Below are 18,817 nucleotides of genomic sequence, written 5' to 3'. Positions count from 1 at the left end.
CTAACGCGAGCGCGGACTACGGGCACAGCAGATAGTCCTCGGCGACCATTCGGCGAGTGCGCTCGAAGAATGCCCTTCCGCTATAGGGCAATTGGGTCACGACCTTCCCACTGGGATGCCGAAAGTAGTTGGTACAGGCCAGCCAGACCTTGCCCGCCATCGCGGCCTGGATCTCGTCGTTGTAGCGGCGCTGCGCCTCGGCCGTCACCTCGACGGTGCGCGCCCCGCGGCCGCCCATCACCTCGAGGATGTGCCGGACGAAGGTGGTCTGCGCCTCGTGGATGTAGATGATCGAGTTGACGCCGTTGGTGTTGGGGCCATACAGCACAAAGAAATTCGGATACCCCGTCACCAGTGTGCCCAGGTAAGCCTCGGCGCCGTCACTCCAGTCGTCGCGAAGGCGGCGGCCGCCGGATCCGTACACGTCGATGCTGGCCAGATAGTCGGCGGCGGTGAACCCGGTGCCGTAGATGATGGTGTCGACGCGGTGTTCGACGCCGTCGGCGGTGCGGACCCCGCGTTCGGTCAATTCGGCGATCGGGGTCGTTTCCAGGCTGACATTGGGCAGCGCGAACGTGGGGTACCACTCGCGCGACATCAGCGGCCGCTTGCATCCGGCGGGATAGTTCGGCGTCAGCTTCGCTCGCAACTCGGGGTCGGTTACCTTGCGGGCCAGGTAACTGCGGGCGAGCTCAGTCGCTTCGAGGGTCTGTGGGTGGTCAACGTCGAAGCTGGCCGACTCGTAAGCGTCGAAGGCCTCATCGCGCAGCTTCTGCGCGGCGGCCGGTTCGCGTTCGAACAGCTCGTGTTGGTCGGTGGTGAACGGGAAGTCGAATCGCGGCGCGATCCATATCGGGGTTCGCTGAAACACGGTCAGGTGGGCCGTCTTTCGCGCTATCGCGGGCACGTATTGGATCGCGCTGGCACCGGTGCCGATGGAAGCGACGCGTTCGCCGTCCGTCGACTTGCTGTGGTCCCAGCGCGAGGAATGAAATCGGCGTCCGCGAAATCGCTTGTCCCCCACAATGTCCGGGACATACGGCACATCGAGCATGCCGACAGCGCTGACCACCACATCGAAGTCGTGCTGTCGGCCGTCAGCACTGGTCAGCGTCCAGCGGCGCCGCGAGTCCGACCAGCGCGCGGTGGTGATCGCGGTGTTGGCCCTTAGGCGCCCCGCCAGCCTGTGCTCGGCCGCCACCCTCTCGAGATAGGCAAGGATCTCGGGCTGATTGGCATAGGTCTTGCTCCAACGCGGGTTGGGCGCAAAGGAATACGAGTACAGATGGGACGGGACGTCACAGGCCGCGCCCGGAAAAGTGTTGTGGCGCCAGGTTCCACCGAATCCGTCGGCCCGGTCGAAGATCGTGAAATCGTAGCCCGCGTCGGCGAGCTGGATCGCCATCGCGATGCCGCCGGCGCCGGCGCCGATGATCCCGACCGACGGCTTCGGGGCCGCTACGTCCATTGCGCGAAGTACGGTCGCTCGGGCCGGCTCTTTTCGACCAGGATGAACACCACCCCCCATGGATCGACGAACCAGGTGGTACGAACCCGCGCGACGTCCGCGATTCCGCTGACCAGGAAGCGCACCCCCTTGGACTCCAGTTCAGCCCGGGTGGCGTCGATGTCCGCACAGACCAGCCCGACGTGCGAGAGCCCGGGATCGGTCAGCGTACGCCCCTCATCGGGGGGCCCGCCGTCGGCTCCGAGGTATTCGATCACCTCGAGCACCCTGTCACCGTCATCCTCGAATCCGAGGATGGCCGCCTTCATGCTGGGATCGGCCACCAGCTCACCCATGTCGTCGCGAATGGCGTTGCCAGACATGACATATGGCGGCGAGAGGACACGCAGCCCGAGCACATCGCGGTAGAACGCCACCGCGGCCTCGCAATCCGGAACGCACACCCCGGTGTGAGCCAAACCGGTGATCACGTTCTCACCATACGTCGCCGTGCCCACCCGCCGATCCGCTCGTCAGCAGAACCGATGGGTATGTTTTGGGCCATGCCTTCCAACGACGCCCAGACCCGCTCATGGTCGGAGGGTGACGTCCCGGATCAGAGCGGCCGCGTCGTCGTCGTGACCGGCGCCAACACCGGCATCGGTTACGAGACGGCCGCCGTACTGGCCTGCCGCGGCGCGCACGTCGTGCTCGCCGTGCGAAACCTGGAGAAGGGCAACGCGGCGCTGTCGCGCATCGTCGCCGCCGGGGGCCAAGGGCGCGGAAAAGTAGACGTCACATTGCAGCACCTGGATCTGACCTCCCTGGACGCGATCCGCTCGGCCGCCGACGCGCTGCGCGCGTCCTACCCGCGCATCGACCTGCTGATCAACAACGCCGGGGTGATGTGGACGCCCAGGCAGGTCACCGCAGACGGGTTCGAGTTGCAGTTCGGCACCAACCATCTGGGCCACTTCGCGCTGACCGGGCTGTTGCTGGAAAGCCTGCTGGTGGTGCGGGATTCGCGGGTGGTGACGGTCAGCAGCCTCGGGCACCGGCTGCGGGCCGCGATCCACTTCGACGACCTGCAGTTCGAGCACGGGTACGACCGGATCGCCGCCTACGGGCAATCCAAGCTCGCCAACCTGCTGTTCACTTACGAGCTGCAGCGCCGGCTGGCGGCCAAGGCCGACGCGAAGACCATTGCCGTCGCGGCGCATCCGGGCGGTTCCAACACCGAGCTGGCCCGCAACCTGCCAAGCGTCTTGCGGCCGGTGCAGGCCGTGCTGGGCCCGGTGCTGTTCCAGAGCCCGGCCATGGGCGCGCTGCCCACGCTGCGGGCCGCCACCGACCCGGCCGTCGAGGGCGGGCAGTACTACGGCCCGTCCGGCTTCCTCGAGCAGCGTGGCCGCCCGAAGCTCGTGAAATCCAGCGCCCAGTCCCACGACGCGGAGCTGCAGCGCCGGCTCTGGGCCGTCTCCGAAGAACTCACCGGCGTCAGCTTCCCGGTCTGACACGGGAGATAATGGCTCCGATGCGCTCAGTCGCCGAACATCAGCGGATCGTCACCGGGTTGATTCGCGCGCGCCCGCCGGCCGCGGTCCCGCTGCCCGATGCCCAGGGCCTGGTGCTGGCCGCGGACGTGGTGGCGCAGCTGGCGCTGCCGGTCTTCGACAACTCCGCAATGGATGGCTACGCGGTGCTCGCCGAAGACACGGCGGGCGCCACGCCCGAGAACCCGGTGGTGTTGCGCGTCGCCGAGGACATTCCGGCCGGGCGCACCGACGAACTGACGCTGCAGCCCGGCACGGCGCACCGGATCATGACGGGCGCGCCCCTGCCGGCCGGGGCGACGGCGGTCGTGCCGGTGGAGGAGACCGACGGCGGCGCGGACGTGGTGTCGATCCGCGCTCCCCGCACGGCCGGCAAGCACATCCGCCGCGCGGGCGAGGACGTCTCCCCCGGCACCACGGTCCTGCGTCAGGGTCAGGTCGTGACGCCGGCGGTGCTCGGCTTGGTGGCGGCGCTGGGCATCGCCGAGTTGCCGGTGATCCCGCGCCAGCGCGTGCTGGTGATCTCGACCGGATCTGAGCTGGTGACCCCGGGCACGCCGCTGCTGCCGGGGCAGATCTACGAGTCCAACTCGATCATGCTGGCCGGTGCCGTCCGGGATGCGGGCGCGGACCTGGTCGCCGTCGCGACCGCGGAAGACGAAGTGGCGCAATTCAGTTCGATCATCGACCGATACGCGGCCGACTCCGATTTGATCATCACCAGCGGCGGCGTCAGCGCCGGCGCCTACGAGGTGGTCAAGGACGCCTTCGGGCGCGAGGGCGACCAGGGCGTGGAATTCGTCAAGGTCGCCATGCAGCCGGGCATGCCGCAGGGTGTGGGACGGGTGGCCGGCGCCACGATCGTCACGCTGCCGGGCAACCCGGTCAGCGCGCTGGTGTCCTTCGAGGTGTTCATCCGGCCCGCGCTGCGCAGGGCCATGGGCCTGCCGGACCCCGAACGCCCGCACCGCACGGCCGTCCTCGCCGAGTCGCTGACGTCGCCGCGCGGCAAGCGGCAATTCCGGCGCGCGGTGCTCGACGACGACGGCAGCACGGTCACCAGTTACGGACCGCCGGCGTCGCACCACCTGCGCTGGCTGGCGTCGGCGAACGGCCTGCTGGACATCCCCGAGGACGTCGTCGAGGTGCCCGAGGGAACCAAGCTGCAGGTGTGGGATCTGCGCTAGCGAGGTCTAACCGGCGGGCGTGGCCACGTCCCGATGGAACTCGTCGGCCTTGTCGAAAGCCGGGGTGCAACGGATCGCGACGCCGACGACCGACATCATCACCGGGATGGTGACCAGCGCCGCCGACAGCCCCACCCGGCCGGACAGGTGGCCGATCAACGGCGGCCCCAGCAGGTAGCCCAGCCAGCCGGTCGCGGCCACGAGGGCGATCGCCGATCCGGCGCCGCTCGCGCCGTAGGCCGCGCTGAAGGCGGTGGGCACCAGCAGCGCCACACCGACGCCCAGGGTGGCGAAACCCAGCACGCTGACCCAGGAGTCGGCGGCGGCCAGCATGACGCTCACGCCCACGACGGCCACCAGCGCCAGCGCCGGCAGCAGCCGGCGGCTGGACACCCGCGCGTGCAGCCGGGGTGCGCCGAACCGGGTGATGACCATCGCGCACGTGTAGGCGGCGTAGCTCAGCGCGGCGACGCCCGGGCCGGCGCCGACGACGCTGCGCAGGTAGTTGGCCGACCAGTCGGTGGCGGCGCCTTCGCACAGAAACGACGCGAACGACACCGCGGCCAGGATCGCCACCGCCGGCGTCATCCAGGCGCGCCTGCCGCGCGCCGGTGCCGGTGACGCGGCGGCGTCGGCCGCGTCGGGGATGAGGCGACGGGTCAGCGGTTCCACCACGATCAGGACGACCAGCCCCAGCCCCGCCAGCTGGGCGGTCAGGCCGACGCCCACGCTGACGCACGCCGCGCCCACCAACGCCCCCGCCAACGCCCCGACGCTCCACATGCCGTGGAATCGCGCCATGATCGGAGCCATGGCGAGGCGCTCGACCGTGCCCGCCTGGGTGTTCATCGCGACGTCCAGCGCCCCCTGGAAAAACCCCCACAGCGCGAGCGCACCGAACAGCGCGGCGGCGGATCCGACGAGGCCCACGGTCGTTCCGGCCGCGACATAGCCCGCCACCGTGATCGGGATCAGCCGGTGGCTGCCCCAGCGCGGCAGCGCCCAGTGGCTGAGCAGCGTGGCCACCACCGACCCCAGCGGCGCGCCGAACAGCGCGGTTCCCAGCGCCGCATCGGACAGGCCGAGCTCGGCCTTGACGTGGGGAATGTGAGCGGCCCAGGAGGAGAACACCAAACCGTGCGCGATGAATACGGCGGTGACCGTCACCTTCGCCCGGGGCAACTGCGGCGCGCGCCGATCGTCCGTTTGCATGTCGAAGGTGGGCGTTCCCTTTGCGGGCGGCTACGAATCAGCCGTGGGCTCTAAGATGGCCGCGTGGCACGACGCCCCCGCACTATCGGCCCCTCGGCTCAAGACCCCGGCTTCAGCCCGCAACATGCGCTGGAGCTGGTGCGCTCCGCCATCCCGCCGGTCCATCCGGCCGGGCGGCCGTTCATCGGCGCCGGACTGGCGCTGGCCCTCGTCGGCCGCAAGCACCGATGGGTGCGACGGGCGGGCCTGCTGGCCGCCGGCGCCTGCGCGGGATTCTTCCGTCATCCACCGCGGGTGCCGCCCACCCGGCCCGGAGCGATCGTCGCTCCCGCCGACGGCGAGGTCTGCGTGATCGACTTCGCCGCCCCGCCCGCCGAACTGAGCATGGGCGACGCCCCCCTGCCGCGAGTCAGCATCTTCCTGTCGCTGCTGGACGCCCACGTGCAGCGCGCCCCGGTCAGTGGCGAGGTGCTCGCCGTGCAGCACCGCCCGGGCCGGTTCGGCTCGGCCGACCTGGCCACCGCCAGCACCGAGAACGAGCGCACCAGCCTGCACCTGCGCACCGCCAGCGGCGCGGACGTGGTCGCGGTGCAGGTCGCCGGGCTGCTCGCCCGGCGCATCATCTGCGACGCGCACGTCGGGGACAAGCTGTCGATCGGTGACACCTACGGCCTGATCCGGTTCGGCTCCCGGCTGGACACCTACCTGCCGGCGGGTTGCGAACCGCTGGTGAAAGTGGGCCAGCGCGCGATCGCCGGCGAGACCGTCTTGGCCGAGCTGCGATGATCAGCAAGCCGCGCGGGCGCCCGGCGGTCAACCTGCAGATCCTGCCGAGCGCCATGACGGTGCTCTCCGTGTGCGCGGGGCTGACGTCGATCCGGTTCGCCCTCGAACACCAGCCCAAGGCGGCGATGGCGCTGATCGCCGCGGCCGCCATCCTGGACGGACTCGACGGGCGAGTGGCCCGCATCCTGGACGCCCAGTCGCGGATGGGCGAAGAGATCGACTCGCTGGCCGACGCGGTGAACTTCGGCGTGACGCCCGCGATCGTGCTGTACGTGACGCTGCTGACCACCTCGCCGGCCGGGTGGGTGGTGATCCTGCTCTATGCGGTCTGCGTGGTGTTGCGGCTGGCGCGGTTCAACGCCTTACAGGACGACGGCACCCAGCCCTCCTACGCGCACGAATTCTTCGTCGGCATGCCCGCGCCGGCCGGCGCGATCTCGATGATCGGTCTCATCGGACTCAAGCTGCAGTTCGGTGACGGCTGGTGGACGTCGCCGCTGTTCCTGTGCATCTGGATCACCGGGACCTCGATACTGATGGTCAGCAAGATCCCGATGCGCAAGATGCACGCCGTCGCGGTGCCGCCGAGCTGGGCGGCGCCCCTGCTGGCGGTCTTGGCGATCTGCGCGGCGGCCGCGGTGCTGGCCCCCTACATGTTGATCTGGGTGATCATCGTCGCCTACCTGTGCCACATACCGTTCGCCATCCGCAACTCGCGCTGGCTGGCCGCGCACCCCGAGGCGTGGGACGACGCACCCAAGCAGCGCCGCGCCGCGCGGCGGGCGATCCGCCGGGCGCAGCCCAACCGCCGGTCGGTGGCGCGGCTGGGCCTGCGCAAGCCGGGCAGGCGCTTGCCGTGAGTGACAGCTCGGCCCGTCAGCTCACCCTGATAGCCCGGCTGAACACCTCCGCCGTCGACTCGAGGCGCGGCGTCATCCGCTTGCACCCGAATGCCATTGCCGCACTGGGGATTCGGGAATGGGACGCGGTGTCGCTGATCGGGTCGCGCACCACGGCGGCCGTCGCGGGGCTGGCCGGCCCGGACACGCCGGTCAGCACCGTGCTGCTCGACGACGTGACGCTGTCCAACGCGGGACTGCGCGAGGGGACCGCGGTGGTCGTCGGCACCGTCACCGTCTACGGCGCGCGGTCGGTGACGCTGTCCGGCTCGGCGCTGGCCACCCAGTCGGTCACGCCGGTCACGCTGCGACAAGCGTTGCTGGGCAAGGTGATCACCGTGGGCGACGCCGTGTCGTTGCTGCCCCGCGACCTGGGTCCGGGCACCTCGACGTCGGAGGCCACCCGCGCGCTGGCCACCGCGGTGGGCATCAGCTGGACCTCGGAGCTGCTCACCGTCACCGGCGTCGATCCCGCGGGACCGGTGAGCGTGCAACCCAACTCGCTGGTCACCTGGGGCGCCGGGGTGCCGTTCGGCGCCGGGGCCGCGCCGCAGATTTCGGTCGAGATCGCCCGGCCGGAGATGGTCGTCGAGGAACTGAAAGGCACTCAGCCGCAGGCGGCCAAGCTCGTCGAATGGCTCAAGCTGGCGCTCGATGAACCGCACCTGCTCAAGGCGTTGGGCGCCGGTGCCAACCTGGGCGTGCTGGTGTCGGGTCCGGCAGGCGTGGGCAAGGTGACGCTGGTGCGCGCGGTGTGCGGCGACCGCAGGCTGGTCACCCTGGACGGCCCGGAGGTCGGCGCGCTGGGCGCCGAAAACCGGCTCAAGGCAGTCGCTTCGGCCGTGCAGACCGTCCGCGACGGGGGCGGCGTGTTGCTGATCACCGACGTCGACGCCCTGCTGCCGGCCACCGCCGAACCCGTCGCCTCGCTGATTCTGGCCGAGCTGCGTACCGCCGTGGCCAGCGAGGGCGTCCCCCTGATCGCCACGTCGGCGCGACCCGACCAGCTCGACGCCCGGCTGCGCGCCCCCGATCTGTGCGACCGCGAGCTGGCCCTGCCGCTTCCCGACGCCGGCACCCGCAAAGCGCTGCTGGAGTCGCTGCTGCGGAACGTGCCCACCGGCGACCTCGACCTCGACGAGATCGCTTCTCGTACACCGGGTTTCGTCGTCGCCGACCTGGCCGCGCTGGTGCGCGAGGCGGCGCTGCGCGCGGCGTCGCGGGCCAGCGCCGACGGCCAACCGCCCGAGCTGAAACAAGAGGATCTGGCCGGTGCGCTGACCGTCATCCGGCCGTTGTCCCGCTCGGCGAGTGAGGAAGTCAGCGTCGGCAACATCACGCTCGACGACGTCGGCGACATGGCCGAGGCCAGACAGGCGCTGACCGAGGCGGTGTTGTGGCCGCTGCAGCATCCCGACACCTTCGCGCGGTTGGGCGTGGAGCCGCCGCGCGGGGTGCTGCTGTACGGGCCACCGGGCTGCGGCAAGACCTTCATCGTGCGGGCCCTGGCCAGCACCGGGCAGCTGTCCGTGCACGCCGTGAAGGGCTCCGAGCTGATGGACAAATGGGTGGGCAGCTCGGAAAAGGCTGTGCGCGAGCTGTTTCGGCGGGCCCGGGATTCGGCGCCGTCGCTGGTGTTCCTCGACGAGGTGGACGCGCTGGCGCCGCGGCGCGGGCAGAGCTTCGATTCGGGGGTGACCGATCGGGTGGTGGCCGCCCTGCTGACCGAGCTCGACGGTGTCGACCCGCTGCGCGACGTGGTCGTGCTGGGCGCCACCAACCGGCCGGACCTGATCGACCCCGCGCTGCTGCGCCCCGGCCGGCTGGAGCGGCTGGTTTTCGTCGAACCGCCGGACGCCGCGGCCCGGCACGAAATCCTGCGCACGGCGGGCAAATCCATTCCGCTGAGCGACGACGTCGAGCTGGACCGGGTGGCGGCAGGACTCGACGGCTACAGCGCCGCCGACTGCGTGGCGCTGCTGCGGGAGGCCGCACTGACCGCCATGCGCCGATCCATCGACGCCACCGACGTGACGGCCGCCGACCTCGCAGCCGCCCACGAAAACGTCCGTCCCTCTTTGGATCCCATGCAAGTCGAGTCGCTACGGGCGTTCGCCAAAGCTCTGTAGCACGGCCCGGGCCGACGCCGCCACGTCCCTTTCCAGCCAGGCCGGCATCGGGTCATCGTGCGCGTGGCGGCGCACCACCGCATACGGCAGGTCGGCGACCGCCCGCGCGACGGCGTCGATCGATCGCGGTTTGGCGTTCCCATACAACTGCTTTGCCAGATCGGCGACGCGCCGCGTCAGCGGGGCGTTCATCGCGGCGAGCGTCCGCTGGAACGCGGCGTCCGGCTCGTCGTCGAGCAGGTCGCCGGGCCGGATCGTCAACAACAGCCGGGCGTCCTCGGGCAGGGAGCGCGCGAAGCCGACGGCGGACACGGCCATCGCCACGGCGGTGTCGGTCGGGGTGTCGCCGTCGGCGGCCAGTGCCCGCGTCTGGAAGCGTTCCAGCGCCCGCAGCCACGCGGCCGTCAGGATGCCGTCGCGGTTGCCGAACCGGTGATACAGCGTGCCCGCGGGTGCGCCACTGGCTTTCGCGATTGCGGCCACACTGGCCGCGCGCGGGCCGCCGTCGAGCACCAGCGCCCGGGCCGCGTCGAGGATCACATCGGTTTCATGCTTCCGCGGAGGCGCCATGATCTAGTACATTCCTTCTATATGGAACGATTACCCTATATCGATGAGCATGCCATAACCATCGACGCCGGCCGCGAAGACACGTGGGCGGCGCTGCTGCGGGTGATGTGTCGCGATCCGCTCGATCCGTCGACCGTGCCGTTCGGCTTCGCCCTGGACGAAGCCCGACCGCCGGCGCGATTCGCGCTCAAGGGTCGCCACTGGTTCGCGGTCTACCGATGGGTGTTCGAGCTGGACGCGCTCGACGGCCCCGCGCGCACCCGGTTGCGGGCGGCCACCTGGGCGGACTTCCCCGGTATCCGCGGCAAGGCCTATCGGGCGCTGGTGATCGGCTCCGGCGGGCATCGCGTCGTCGTGCGGCGAACCCTGAAACGCGTTGCGGCGGCGGTGCTCGACGAGCGCGCGCAGACCGGTGAGACCGCGGCCGATTACGTGGACGTCTTCGAGGTGCCCATCGCCGCCGGCGACGCGCGCACCGCCGAAGAAGCCTTTCGCGACGGGCTCGGCGACAGGCCGGGCGCGGGCGGACGCCTGGTGCTGTGGATCCACCGCAACGTGCTGCGGTTGCGGCTGGGTCCGCCCCGCTCGGCCGGTCACCTCATCGGCTGGCCGATCATTCGTTCGGATCCCGACGAACTGGTGCTGGCGACCCGCGGGCCGCTGATGCTCGGCGAGCTGACGCTGCGCCGCCAGGACGGTCGGCGGGCGGTGCTCACCACCCGCCTGCACTACCGCCGCCGGGTCGCCGCCCGGGCGGTCTGGGCGTTCATCGGCCCGCTGCACCGGGCGGTGGCGCCGCGGCTGATGCGGCGCAGCGCGCGCCGGGGCGCGTCGAACGGGCTTGCGTCGCCGGAGAAGTCGGCCCCGGCGCAGAACGCGCGGCCCGCGCCGGTGAGCACGATGGCCCGGACGTCGTCGTCCTCGTCGCAATCCCGGTAGGCGCGGCTCAGCAGCGCACCCATCTCGGCGGTATAGGTGTTGAGCTGCTCGGGCCGGTTGAGCGTGAGCACCGCCACGCCGCAATCGATTTCGACTGTCAGGTCGGCGCTCATCGCAGGGCCGGCACGCGGTGCAGGGCGCCGATCATGTCGGCGACGTCGGCGGGGCGGGGCGTGTAGCCGGGAAAATAACAGCACACCTCGTCGGCGTGCTCGCCGAACCTCGCGGCGATTTGCCGCGCGCATTCCTCGGGCGTGCCGACGATCCCGATCCGGGCCACCATCTCGTCGGTGATCAGCCGGCGCATCTCGGGGAAGCGGCCCTGCTTGGACAGCGCGTTGAGTTCGGGCTGGGCGTCGGCCCAACCCTCCACCTGCAGCACGGGCAGGTAGGCCGGCGTCGAGCCGTAGAACGCGATGAGGGAAGCCGCGCCGTTGATCGCGGTCGCCAGGTCGGCCTCGTCGCGGCCGACGGCAACCATGGCCGAAGCGATGATCTGAAACTCGTCGAACGTTCGCCCCGAGCGGCGCAGCCCCTCGCCGATCGCGGGCACGGTGCGCTCGGCGAAATGGTCGGCACTGTTGAACGGCATCACCAACAGACCGTCGGCAACCTCGGCGGCGGTGCGGGTCATCACCGGCCCCAGGGCACCCAGCAGCACCGGCGGCGGCCCGAACGGGTTGGGACCGGGATTGAAGTTGGGCGCCATGAGGGTGTGCGTGTAGAAGTCGCCGCGAAAGTCCAAGCGCGCCTGGCCTTCCCACGCAGCGAAGATCGCCTTGATCGCGGCGATGGCTTCGGCCATCCGCGGCGCCGGCCTGTCCCAGCTACTGCCATAACGCTTTTCGATGTGCACCTTGATCTGCGACCCGAGGCCGAGGCGGAACCGGCCGCCGCTGTAGAGCTGCAGGTCGTAGGCGGAGTGCGCCATGTGCAACGGACTGCGCGGCGGGGCGATCGCCACGTTGGTCATCAGGTCCAGGTCCGTCGTCCCGGCGGCGATCAGCAGCGGAAAGAAGACGTCGTGCTGGCCCTCGAAGGTGAACAGTCCGTCCGCGCCGGTCGCGGCGATGTCGGCGGCACTCGCCGCCGCCCGCACCGGTGAACCGCTGACCTGAAGCTGTACCTTCATGCACCCGTCCTTCACGTCATTCCGAAAGCTGAAACTCCACCACCTCGGCGAGCGCGTCCACGGCTTCGCGCAGCGCGATCAGGCGCTCGGCGGCCCCCGGCGCCGACAGCACCGAGTAGCGGTCGGCGGTGCCGATGGGAATGCGAGACGCCAACGCGAACAAGCGCTTCCCCGCCGGTCCGGTCCGGTCCCGCCCCAGGATTACCTCACGGCCGGGGAGCGTGATGTCGCGCGCCTGCGCGATCCGTTCGAACAGGGCCATGGCCCGGTCTTCGAGGTCGAGCAGCTGCGCGTCGGACACCGCGTCGCCGGGCTCGTCGGGCCACAACTCGACCGTCGCCCGCGGATACGGGTCGTCGGGTAGCCATTCGGACACCCGAATGCGTTCTCCGGTACGGCAATTCAACGTGTACCGACCTGCGCCGTGGTCGGCGCACTCGGCAATCCGGGACAACACGCCGACGTCGCACCGCGCGTCACCGCCGCCGACCTCGCGCCCGCGCGAGATCAGTACCACGCCGAACGGGTCGCCGGTGTCGATGCAGTGCCGCACCAGCGCGCCATAGCGCGGCTCGAAGATCCGCAGCGGCAGGTCCTGGCCGGGCAGCAGCGCCGACTCCAGCGGAAACATCGCCAGCACAAGGGTTTCCGTCATCAGATCACCAGTTCGGCCACCAGCGCGTCGACGACCGCACGTAGGTCGCCGTCATGTTCTTCGGCGACCCGGCGCTGCCGCTGGTAGGAGGCGCCCTGCCGCGGGATGTCGGCCACCGCTGCCAGCTCGTCGACGCAATTCAGCTTCTTGGCCACCGGCTCCAGCCGGTTCAGCACGTCGTCGAGATCCTCGGTGACCAACCGCTCGTTGCTGTCGGCGTCCAGGATGATCACCGCGTCCAGGCCGTAACGGGCGGCGCGCCACTTGTTCTCCTGGTTATGCCAGGGCGGCATGCTCGGCAACGACTCGTCGGCTTCCAGCCTGCGGTCGAGGTCGACCACCAGGCAGTGGGTCAGGGCGACCAGCGCACCCAACTCGCGCAGGTTGGACACGCCGTCGCAGATCCGCATTTCGAGCGTACCCAGGTGCGGGGAAGGCCTGATGTCCCAACGGACTTCGTCGACGTGGTCGATGATGCCGGTCTTCTTCTGGTCGTAGACGAAGCGTTCGAACTCCGGCCACGTCTGAAATTGGAACGGCAGCCCCGCGGTGGGCAGCTGCTGAAACATCATCGCGCGGTTGCTGGCGTATCCGGTGTCCACGCCCGTCCACCACGGTGACGACGCCGACAGCGCCAGCAGGTGCGGGTAGTAGTTGAGCAGCGACGTCATGATCGGCATCACCTTGTTCGGCGAGGAGATGCCGACGTGCACGTGGACACCCCAGATCAGCATCTGCCGTCCCCACCATTGTGTGCGCTTGATCAGTTCGGCATAGCGCGGGGCGTCGGTGAACTTCTGAGAACTCCACTGCGCGAACGGGTGTGTGCCGGCACAGAACAACTCCATGCCGCGATCCCGGACGACGCGGCGCGCCGGCCCGAGCGTCTGCCGCAGGTCCTCCATGGCCTCGCCCGCGGTGCGGCAGATGCCGGTCACCACCTCGACGGTGTTGCGCAGCAATTCCTTGTGCACACGCGGGTTTTCGCCGATCTCGGCGATCACCGCGGTGGCTTCGTTGCTCAGGTCGCGGGTGTGCGCGTCGACGAGGGCGAACTCCCACTCGACCCCGAGGGTCGGCCGTGGTGAACGGGCGAAATCGATGCGCGAGCTGGCCCGGTTAGCCGGCACCGATGACACCGCACGCCACCCGCTTGCCGGGGTCACCGGTACTCATCGTCATGTCGTTGGGACCCTGCGTCCCATGGGTCTCCGCACCGGCGTGGATGATGATCGCGGTCTTCTGCCCGGTGAGCAGATCCTCCATGGCGAATGCGTCCGTGGTGGTCATCAACGTTGCCGAGCCGTCCTTGCGAACCTGCAACGGGGGCAGGGCGCCACTGGCGGGCTCGCCGGTGTGCCCGGGCGCCTGGAAGTGGTCGCCGGCGGAAAGGAAGTCTCCCGGCGCGCCGCCGTTCGGGGCCACCGAGTTCGGCTCACACTTGCCGACCTTATGGATGTGCACATCGTGGAAGCCGGGCGTGAGCACGCCGTTGGCGGTCGTCTCGATGGTGATGGTGGCATAGCCGTTGTTGAATTCGAACTTCGCGGTGGCGACCTGGGTGCCGTCCGGCGCCTTCAGGTGCGTGGTCATGCCCGGGGCCGTCTCGGCTGCGGGCTCCGAGGCTTTCTCGCCCGCGGGGGACGGCGATCCGGTCCACACCGCGGGGGTGGTGCCTGGAACCGACGACGCCTGCTGCGGCGACGAACACGCGCCCAGCAGCACGACGCATCCGGCCAGAACCAACGGGGGCAGCTTAGGCATAGCCTGCAGCCTAGCCCTTACCTAGCCCGCGACGAGGACGATGACACCCGGCGGCTCGCCGCTGAGCGCGGGAATTCGCGGTTCGACGGGTGCGCCCAGGTTCTTGCCCACCGCATCGGCCGTGGCGTGCTCGTCACCGGCGTCGGTGTAGTAGACCGTGGTGGCGGAAACGTCGGGCACAACCATGTTGTCGACCTTGGTGACCTTGAATCCCGCGGACGTCAGCTGATCCTTGGTGCGCGATGCCACACCCTCTTTCGAGGAGATGTTGTAGATCTGCACCTCGGCCTGGGTGCTCGCGGGCTTGTTGGTGGCCGACGTCGTCGCCGAGCTGGTGGCGCTGGTGCTGGACACCGCCGACGCGGAATCGTCGTCGGAGCTCCCAGACGACCCCAGCGCCTGCCAACCGAGCAGCAGGAAAATGACGCCGAGGAACAACAGCACCATCACCATTGCCCGCAACGGCAGTCCGGTGGAGTCGGGAACTCGTTCTTTCATCGAGCCCTACTGTAACGAGTCAGGTCACCTCGAAGCCGAGGCGCCGCGCCGCACGCGCCTTCTGCCTGCTGGCGCGCAGCCGGCGCAGCCGTTTCACCAGCATCGGGTCGGCGGCCAGGGCCTCGGGCCGGTCGACGAGCGCGTTGAGCACTTGGTAGTAACGCGTCGCCGACATCGAGAACAACTCCTTGATGGCGTCTTCCTTCACCCCGGCGAACTTCCACCACTGGCGCTCGAAGGCCAAGATGTCGTGCTCGCGGCGGGTCAGCCCATCTGCGATCTCAGAGTCGTCCCCCGATCGATTTGCCCGCGCCATGGCGCTGTCCATATCGCTTCCCCTGGACCCTTTCGGCGAATTCCGAACTGCTCGAATGACTTGACTTAGCTAAGGGCGTGTTTCGGCGAATATTGAAACACGCGCCAAACCCTCAAGCCGTCATCCAGACCCGCGAGTCGGCCGATTGACCAAGATTGCCCAGACGTCGATCGCGGGCCGGGCGGCCCACGGGCGTGCGGTAGCTTAGCCGACCATGGCAGTCGTTCCGATCCGCATCGTGGGAGATCCCGTCCTGCATACCCCGACGCAGCCGGTGCCGGTCGCTGCCGACGGGTCGCTGCCGGCGGATCTGGCCGAGTTGATCGCGAACATGTACGACACCATGGACGCCGCGCACGGGGTGGGGCTGGCGGCCAACCAAATCGGCGTCGGCTTGCGGGTCTTCGTCTACGACTGCGCCGACGACCGCGGCCGCACCGAGCGCCGCCGCGGTGTCGTCGTCAACCCGGTTTTGGAAACGTCCGAGATACCCGAGACCATGCCCGACCCGGACAACGACGACGAGGGCTGCCTGTCAGTGCCCGGCGAGTCCTTCCCCACCGGGCGCGCCAAGTGGGCCCGGGTCACCGGACTCGATGCCGACGGCAAGCCGGTGTCCATCGAAGGCAACGACCTGTTCGCGCGAATGCTGCAGCACGAGACCGGGCACCTGGATGGCTTCCTCTACCTGGACCGCCTCATCGGCCGGCATGCCCGCAGCGCGAAACGCGCCGTCAAATCCCACAATTGGGGCGTTCCGGGCCTGTCCTGGACGCCCGGCGAGGGACCGGATCCGTTCGGCCACTGATGGTTTCGTGGCCCGACCCGGGAACGCGGGTGGCGGTGCGCTACCGCCGCCCGGCCGGTTCGGTGCCGCCGTTGACCGATGCGGTGGGCCACCTGCTGGCGGTCGACCCGATCGTGCGGGTGCGGACGAAGTCCGGCGCGGTCGTCGAGTTCGCGCCCTCCGATGCGGTCGCGCTGCGGGTGCTCACCGACACCCCCATCCGCACCTCGCAGATCCGCGCGCTAGAGCATGCCGCCGCCGCGGCGTGGCCGGGCGCGGAACAGCTGTGGCTGCAGGGCTGGCTGCTGCGCGCCGGTCACGGCGGCGGTCTGGTCGTCAATTCCGCAGTGCCGCTGGATCTTTCGGCTCAGCTGAGCACCGTCCCGGCGATCGTCGAGTGGTACGCGGAGCGCGGCCTGACGCCGCGACTGGCCGTGCCCGACCGCTTGTTGCGGTTGCCGCCCGGTCTGACCGCCGAACACGTGGAGCGGATGCTGGTGCGCGACCTGTCGAGCGTCACGCCGGCGTCACGGCCGGACCCGAGCGTCACGCTGGAGCAGCGTTCGGGCGAGGGCGGGGTTGAGCTGGCGTTCGGCACGCACGCCGGCACCGCGGTCGCGCGTGCCGCCGTGACCGACGCACCCGATGGCACGCGCTGGGTGGGCATCTCGGCGGTAGCGGACGACGACGAGCGGACGGCGGCGGAGGTGTGCGAGGCGTTGTTGGCCTGGGGCGCCGATCGCGGCGCGACGCGCGGCTACCTGTCGATACCCGACACCGGCGCGGCGCCGCTTGCCGCGGCGCTGGGATTCCGGCCGCACCACCGCCGTCGGTACGTCCCGGTGCCCCCGGCTAGCGTTTAGCCATGCCCGACGGGACAACTGATGGCGGCGACCCGCCGCGCCCGGCTGCGCCGCGCTTGCGATCGCCGCTGCGGCTTGCCACCTGGAACGTCAACTCGATTCGTTCCCGGCTGCCCCGCGTCATCGACTGGCTGGCCCGCGCCGACGTCGACGTGCTGGCCATGCAGGAGACCAAATGCTCCGACGGCCAGTTCCCCACCCTGCCGTTCTTCGAACTCGGCTACGAAGTGGCCCACGTCGGTTTCAACCAGTGGAATGGGGTGGCGATCGCCTCGCGCGTCGGCCTGGACGATGTGCAGATCGGATTCGACGGCCAGCCCACCTGGAGCAGCAAGCCAGAAGTCGCGGCCACCGCGGAAGCCCGGGCTTTGGCCGCCACGTGCGGTGGCGTCCGGATGTGGAGCCTCTACGTTCCCAACGGCCGGTCCCTGGGCGATCCGCATTACACATACAAACTCGAATGGCTTGCCGCACTGCGCGATTCGGCGTCGGGCTGGTTGCGCGACGATCCCACCGCGGCGATCGCGCTGGCCGGTGACTGGAATATCGCCCCGCAGGACGACGACGTCTGGAGTATGGAGTTCTACACCGGCGCCACGCATGTCTCGGAGCCCGAGCGCCGCGCCTTCCAAGCCATTGTCGAGGCGCAATTCGCCGATGTGGTGCGACCTTTCACGCCTGGTCCCGGTGTCTACACCTACTGGGACTACACCCAGTTGCGGTTTCCGAAGCGACAAGGCATGCGCATCGATTTCATCCTGGGCTCACCGGCTTTGGCGGGCCGCGTGATCGACGCGCAGATCGTCCGCGAAGAACGCAAAGGCAAGGCGGCCAGCGATCACGCGCCGGTGCTCATCGATGTGAGGCGCGCCGAGCCGAATCCATGACGGCCGGGTTCAACCCCGCCTCACATCAAGCTCACGCAATTCTCATGCGGCTTCTCGTTGTCTGCGCGAAGACATGGTGGCAGGCTTTGAGGATTAGAAACAATGGCAGGGAGTCATCATGAGTGTCATCGGCGGAGCAGTCCGAGGCGTGAGTCAGGCGGTGAACCGCGCGGCGACCGCGACGACCGCGGCCGCCGGTGCCGTGGGCGGCGCGGCGGTCAACGGGGTCATCGGTGGCGTCACCGGAGCCGCGGAGGGCGTCAAGCGCGGCATGAGCAGCGGTAGCCACTCGGCGCCCGCGGCGGCGCTGGCTATCGGCGCGCTCGGCGTCGCCGGATTGGTCGAGTGGCCGCTGCTGCTGGCGGTCGGCGGCAGCGCTCTGCTGTTACAGAAGTTGAGCCGGCACCAGGAGGGCGAGACCCGCGCGGTCAAGGCGAACCTCAAGGCGGTGCCCGCCCAGCCGGCGCCGCGCAAAGCGGCGCCCGCGAAAGCCCCCACGAAGGCCACGGCCAAGAAGACGGCCGGACGCCGAGCGGGCACCACGAAGTTGCGCAGCACCAACTAGCGCCCGCTGCCGATCAGCCGGTTGCCCGGCCGTACACCGCGGAGGCCGACTCCGGCAACGGCAGGCGCACCACGCGACCGTCGGAGTGGGCGGATGGATCCGGACAAATCGGGCCCCGAACCACCCGGGAGTGCGCCTTCGCGCCGCGACGCGGCGCACGATCGTTGTGCCGGATCTCGACAACCCCGGCGCGCCACAACAGCGCATAGAGTTCGAGTAGCGGCACCCTCAGCACCGAAGCAAACGACGAAACTAGCGGATCGCCCCCGGTGCCGGTCATCGTCGACATAAGTCCGACGGTGGACGCGCGACCCAGCGAGATGGGAAACCCTTCGTTACCGAAAGGCAAATGATGGCGGAAAAGAAGTCGCGGCGCGGCACATCCCAGCGCGAGGCGGTGGCGAAGGTCCGCGAAGGTGAGACCTTCGCGGTGAACCTGCCCGCGATCGGCCAGGTGGAAATCCCCAGGCCAGAGCAGCTGGCCTACTTCGGTGGGCTGGCGGCCCTGGCCGCCCTCGAACTCATCGACTGGCCGGTGGCCCTGGTCGTCGCCGCCGGACACTTCCTGGCCAGCAACCACCACAACAAGCTGCTGGAAGAGCTCGGCGAGGCGATGGAGGAGGCCTAG

At 69.7% G+C, this 18,817-nt stretch carries 21 protein-coding genes and 2 pseudogenes; 11 read left to right on the top strand and 12 right to left on the bottom strand.

Annotation, left to right across the window (positions count from 1 at the left end; all coding sequences use genetic code 11):
* Positions 1-16 precede the first annotated feature (16 nt).
* Together AC5Y4T_RS10695 and AC5Y4T_RS10690 are read right to left on the bottom strand one after the other, a co-directional pair.
* A complete protein-coding gene (locus tag AC5Y4T_RS10695) occupies positions 17-1,468 on the bottom strand; it encodes a flavin-containing monooxygenase (protein ID WP_499917968.1) in 1,452 nt (483 codons plus the stop codon).
* Complete coding sequence (locus tag AC5Y4T_RS10690; protein ID WP_499917967.1) at positions 1,459-1,938, bottom strand: VOC family protein; 480 nt, start codon at positions 1,936-1,938, stop codon at positions 1,459-1,461. Before AC5Y4T_RS10690 ends, AC5Y4T_RS10695 begins: the two co-directional genes overlap by 10 nt.
* Before the next feature lie 72 nt (positions 1,939-2,010).
* On the opposite strand from AC5Y4T_RS10690, the gene AC5Y4T_RS10685 reads away from it, so the two are divergent.
* Both AC5Y4T_RS10685 and moeA read left to right on the top strand, forming a co-directional pair.
* Positions 2,011-2,961, top strand: coding sequence for an SDR family NAD(P)-dependent oxidoreductase (locus tag AC5Y4T_RS10685; protein ID WP_499917966.1), 951 nt, complete (start codon positions 2,011-2,013; stop codon positions 2,959-2,961).
* A gap of 20 nt (positions 2,962-2,981) precedes the next feature.
* Entirely contained in the window at positions 2,982-4,187 is a 1,206-nt protein-coding gene (gene moeA, locus AC5Y4T_RS10680) for a molybdopterin molybdotransferase MoeA (protein ID WP_499917965.1), read from the top strand.
* 6 nt (positions 4,188-4,193) lie between these two features.
* On the opposite strand, the gene AC5Y4T_RS10675 is transcribed toward moeA, so the two are convergent.
* Positions 4,194-5,399, bottom strand: coding sequence for an MFS transporter (locus tag AC5Y4T_RS10675; RefSeq protein ID WP_499917964.1), 1,206 nt, complete (start codon positions 5,397-5,399; stop codon positions 4,194-4,196).
* Between the two features lie 63 nt (positions 5,400-5,462).
* On the opposite strand from AC5Y4T_RS10675, the gene AC5Y4T_RS10670 reads away from it, so the two are divergent.
* The 3 genes from AC5Y4T_RS10670 to AC5Y4T_RS10660 are packed head-to-tail and all read left to right on the top strand — an operon-like array spanning position 5,463 to position 9,213.
* The gene (locus AC5Y4T_RS10670) at positions 5,463-6,185 is read left to right on the top strand and encodes a phosphatidylserine decarboxylase (RefSeq protein WP_499917963.1); all 723 of its coding nucleotides are present in this window, start codon (positions 5,463-5,465) and stop codon (positions 6,183-6,185) included.
* Entirely contained in the window at positions 6,182-7,045 is an 864-nt protein-coding gene (gene pssA, locus AC5Y4T_RS10665) for a CDP-diacylglycerol--serine O-phosphatidyltransferase (protein ID WP_499917961.1), read from the top strand. Before AC5Y4T_RS10670 ends, pssA begins: the two co-directional genes overlap by 4 nt.
* Positions 7,042-9,213 (top strand): AAA family ATPase, encoded by a 2,172-nt coding sequence (locus AC5Y4T_RS10660; protein WP_499917960.1) that lies wholly within the window; start codon positions 7,042-7,044, stop codon positions 9,211-9,213. Before pssA ends, AC5Y4T_RS10660 begins: the two co-directional genes overlap by 4 nt.
* Here AC5Y4T_RS10660 and AC5Y4T_RS10655 read toward each other — a convergent pair.
* Entirely contained in the window at positions 9,187-9,783 is a 597-nt protein-coding gene (locus AC5Y4T_RS10655) for a TetR/AcrR family transcriptional regulator (protein ID WP_499917959.1), read from the bottom strand. The two genes, AC5Y4T_RS10660 and AC5Y4T_RS10655, sit on opposite strands and share 27 nt — an antisense overlap.
* A 21-nt stretch (positions 9,784-9,804) precedes the next feature.
* Here AC5Y4T_RS10655 and AC5Y4T_RS10650 point away from each other — a divergent pair.
* Positions 9,805-10,602 (top strand): annotated as a pseudogene (locus AC5Y4T_RS10650) (DUF2867 domain-containing protein); the annotation flags it as partial.
* A 5-nt stretch (positions 10,603-10,607) separates the two neighbouring features.
* Here AC5Y4T_RS10650 and AC5Y4T_RS10645 read toward each other — a convergent pair.
* The 7 genes and pseudogenes from AC5Y4T_RS10645 to napA all read right to left on the bottom strand — a co-directional run.
* Positions 10,608-10,835, bottom strand: a pseudogene (locus tag AC5Y4T_RS10645) (enoyl-CoA hydratase-related protein); the annotation flags it as partial.
* The gene (locus tag AC5Y4T_RS10640) at positions 10,832-11,854 is read right to left on the bottom strand and encodes a TIGR03617 family F420-dependent LLM class oxidoreductase (protein ID WP_499917958.1); all 1,023 of its coding nucleotides are present in this window, start codon (positions 11,852-11,854) and stop codon (positions 10,832-10,834) included. The pseudogene AC5Y4T_RS10645 and the gene AC5Y4T_RS10640, both read right to left, overlap by 4 nt.
* A 16-nt stretch (positions 11,855-11,870) precedes the next feature.
* Positions 11,871-12,509: an LON peptidase substrate-binding domain-containing protein gene (locus AC5Y4T_RS10635; protein WP_499917957.1), complete on the bottom strand. Its 639-nt coding sequence runs from the start codon at positions 12,507-12,509 to the stop codon at positions 11,871-11,873.
* Positions 12,509-13,639: a glutamate--cysteine ligase gene (locus tag AC5Y4T_RS10630; protein ID WP_499918245.1), complete on the bottom strand. Its 1,131-nt coding sequence runs from the start codon at positions 13,637-13,639 to the stop codon at positions 12,509-12,511. Before AC5Y4T_RS10630 ends, AC5Y4T_RS10635 begins: the two co-directional genes overlap by 1 nt.
* Positions 13,629-14,273, bottom strand: coding sequence for a superoxide dismutase[Cu-Zn] (sodC, locus tag AC5Y4T_RS10625; protein ID WP_499917956.1), 645 nt, complete (start codon positions 14,271-14,273; stop codon positions 13,629-13,631). Before sodC ends, AC5Y4T_RS10630 begins: the two co-directional genes overlap by 11 nt.
* A gap of 21 nt (positions 14,274-14,294) precedes the next feature.
* Positions 14,295-14,771, bottom strand: a complete 477-nt coding sequence (locus AC5Y4T_RS10620; protein WP_499917955.1) for a LytR C-terminal domain-containing protein — start codon at positions 14,769-14,771, stop codon at positions 14,295-14,297.
* 19 nt (positions 14,772-14,790) lie between these two features.
* A complete protein-coding gene (napA, locus tag AC5Y4T_RS10615) occupies positions 14,791-15,099 on the bottom strand; it encodes a nucleoid-associated protein NapA (protein WP_007768412.1) in 309 nt (102 codons plus the stop codon).
* Positions 15,100-15,301: 202 nt separating this feature from the next.
* Between napA and AC5Y4T_RS10610 the strand changes: the two genes are divergently transcribed.
* The 4 genes from AC5Y4T_RS10610 (at position 15,302) to AC5Y4T_RS10595 (ending at position 18,189) form a co-directional block, all read left to right on the top strand.
* On the top strand, positions 15,302-15,895 hold the full coding sequence (locus AC5Y4T_RS10610; RefSeq protein ID WP_499917954.1) for a peptide deformylase: 594 nt from the start codon (positions 15,302-15,304) through the stop codon (positions 15,893-15,895).
* The gene (locus AC5Y4T_RS10605; protein WP_499917953.1) at positions 15,895-16,737 is read left to right on the top strand and encodes a GNAT family N-acetyltransferase, cg3035/Rv0428c family; all 843 of its coding nucleotides are present in this window, start codon (positions 15,895-15,897) and stop codon (positions 16,735-16,737) included. Before AC5Y4T_RS10610 ends, AC5Y4T_RS10605 begins: the two co-directional genes overlap by 1 nt.
* Before the next feature lie 68 nt (positions 16,738-16,805).
* On the top strand, positions 16,806-17,624 hold the full coding sequence (locus AC5Y4T_RS10600) for an exodeoxyribonuclease III (protein WP_499918244.1): 819 nt from the start codon (positions 16,806-16,808) through the stop codon (positions 17,622-17,624).
* A 118-nt stretch (positions 17,625-17,742) separates the two neighbouring features.
* Positions 17,743-18,189, top strand: coding sequence for a hypothetical protein (locus AC5Y4T_RS10595; protein WP_499917952.1), 447 nt, complete (start codon positions 17,743-17,745; stop codon positions 18,187-18,189).
* 13 nt (positions 18,190-18,202) lie between these two features.
* On the opposite strand, the gene AC5Y4T_RS10590 is transcribed toward AC5Y4T_RS10595, so the two are convergent.
* Entirely contained in the window at positions 18,203-18,478 is a 276-nt protein-coding gene (locus AC5Y4T_RS10590) for an Rv1535 domain-containing protein (protein WP_499917951.1), read from the bottom strand.
* A 63-nt stretch (positions 18,479-18,541) separates the two neighbouring features.
* On the opposite strand from AC5Y4T_RS10590, the gene AC5Y4T_RS10585 reads away from it, so the two are divergent.
* Complete coding sequence (locus AC5Y4T_RS10585; RefSeq protein ID WP_499918243.1) at positions 18,542-18,817, top strand: hypothetical protein; 276 nt, start codon at positions 18,542-18,544, stop codon at positions 18,815-18,817.

It is taken from the genome of Mycobacterium sp. NGS11, from assembly GCF_059813315.1.
Note: the sequence above shows the minus strand (reverse complement) of the source record. Positions and strands in the feature narration are given on the sequence as shown.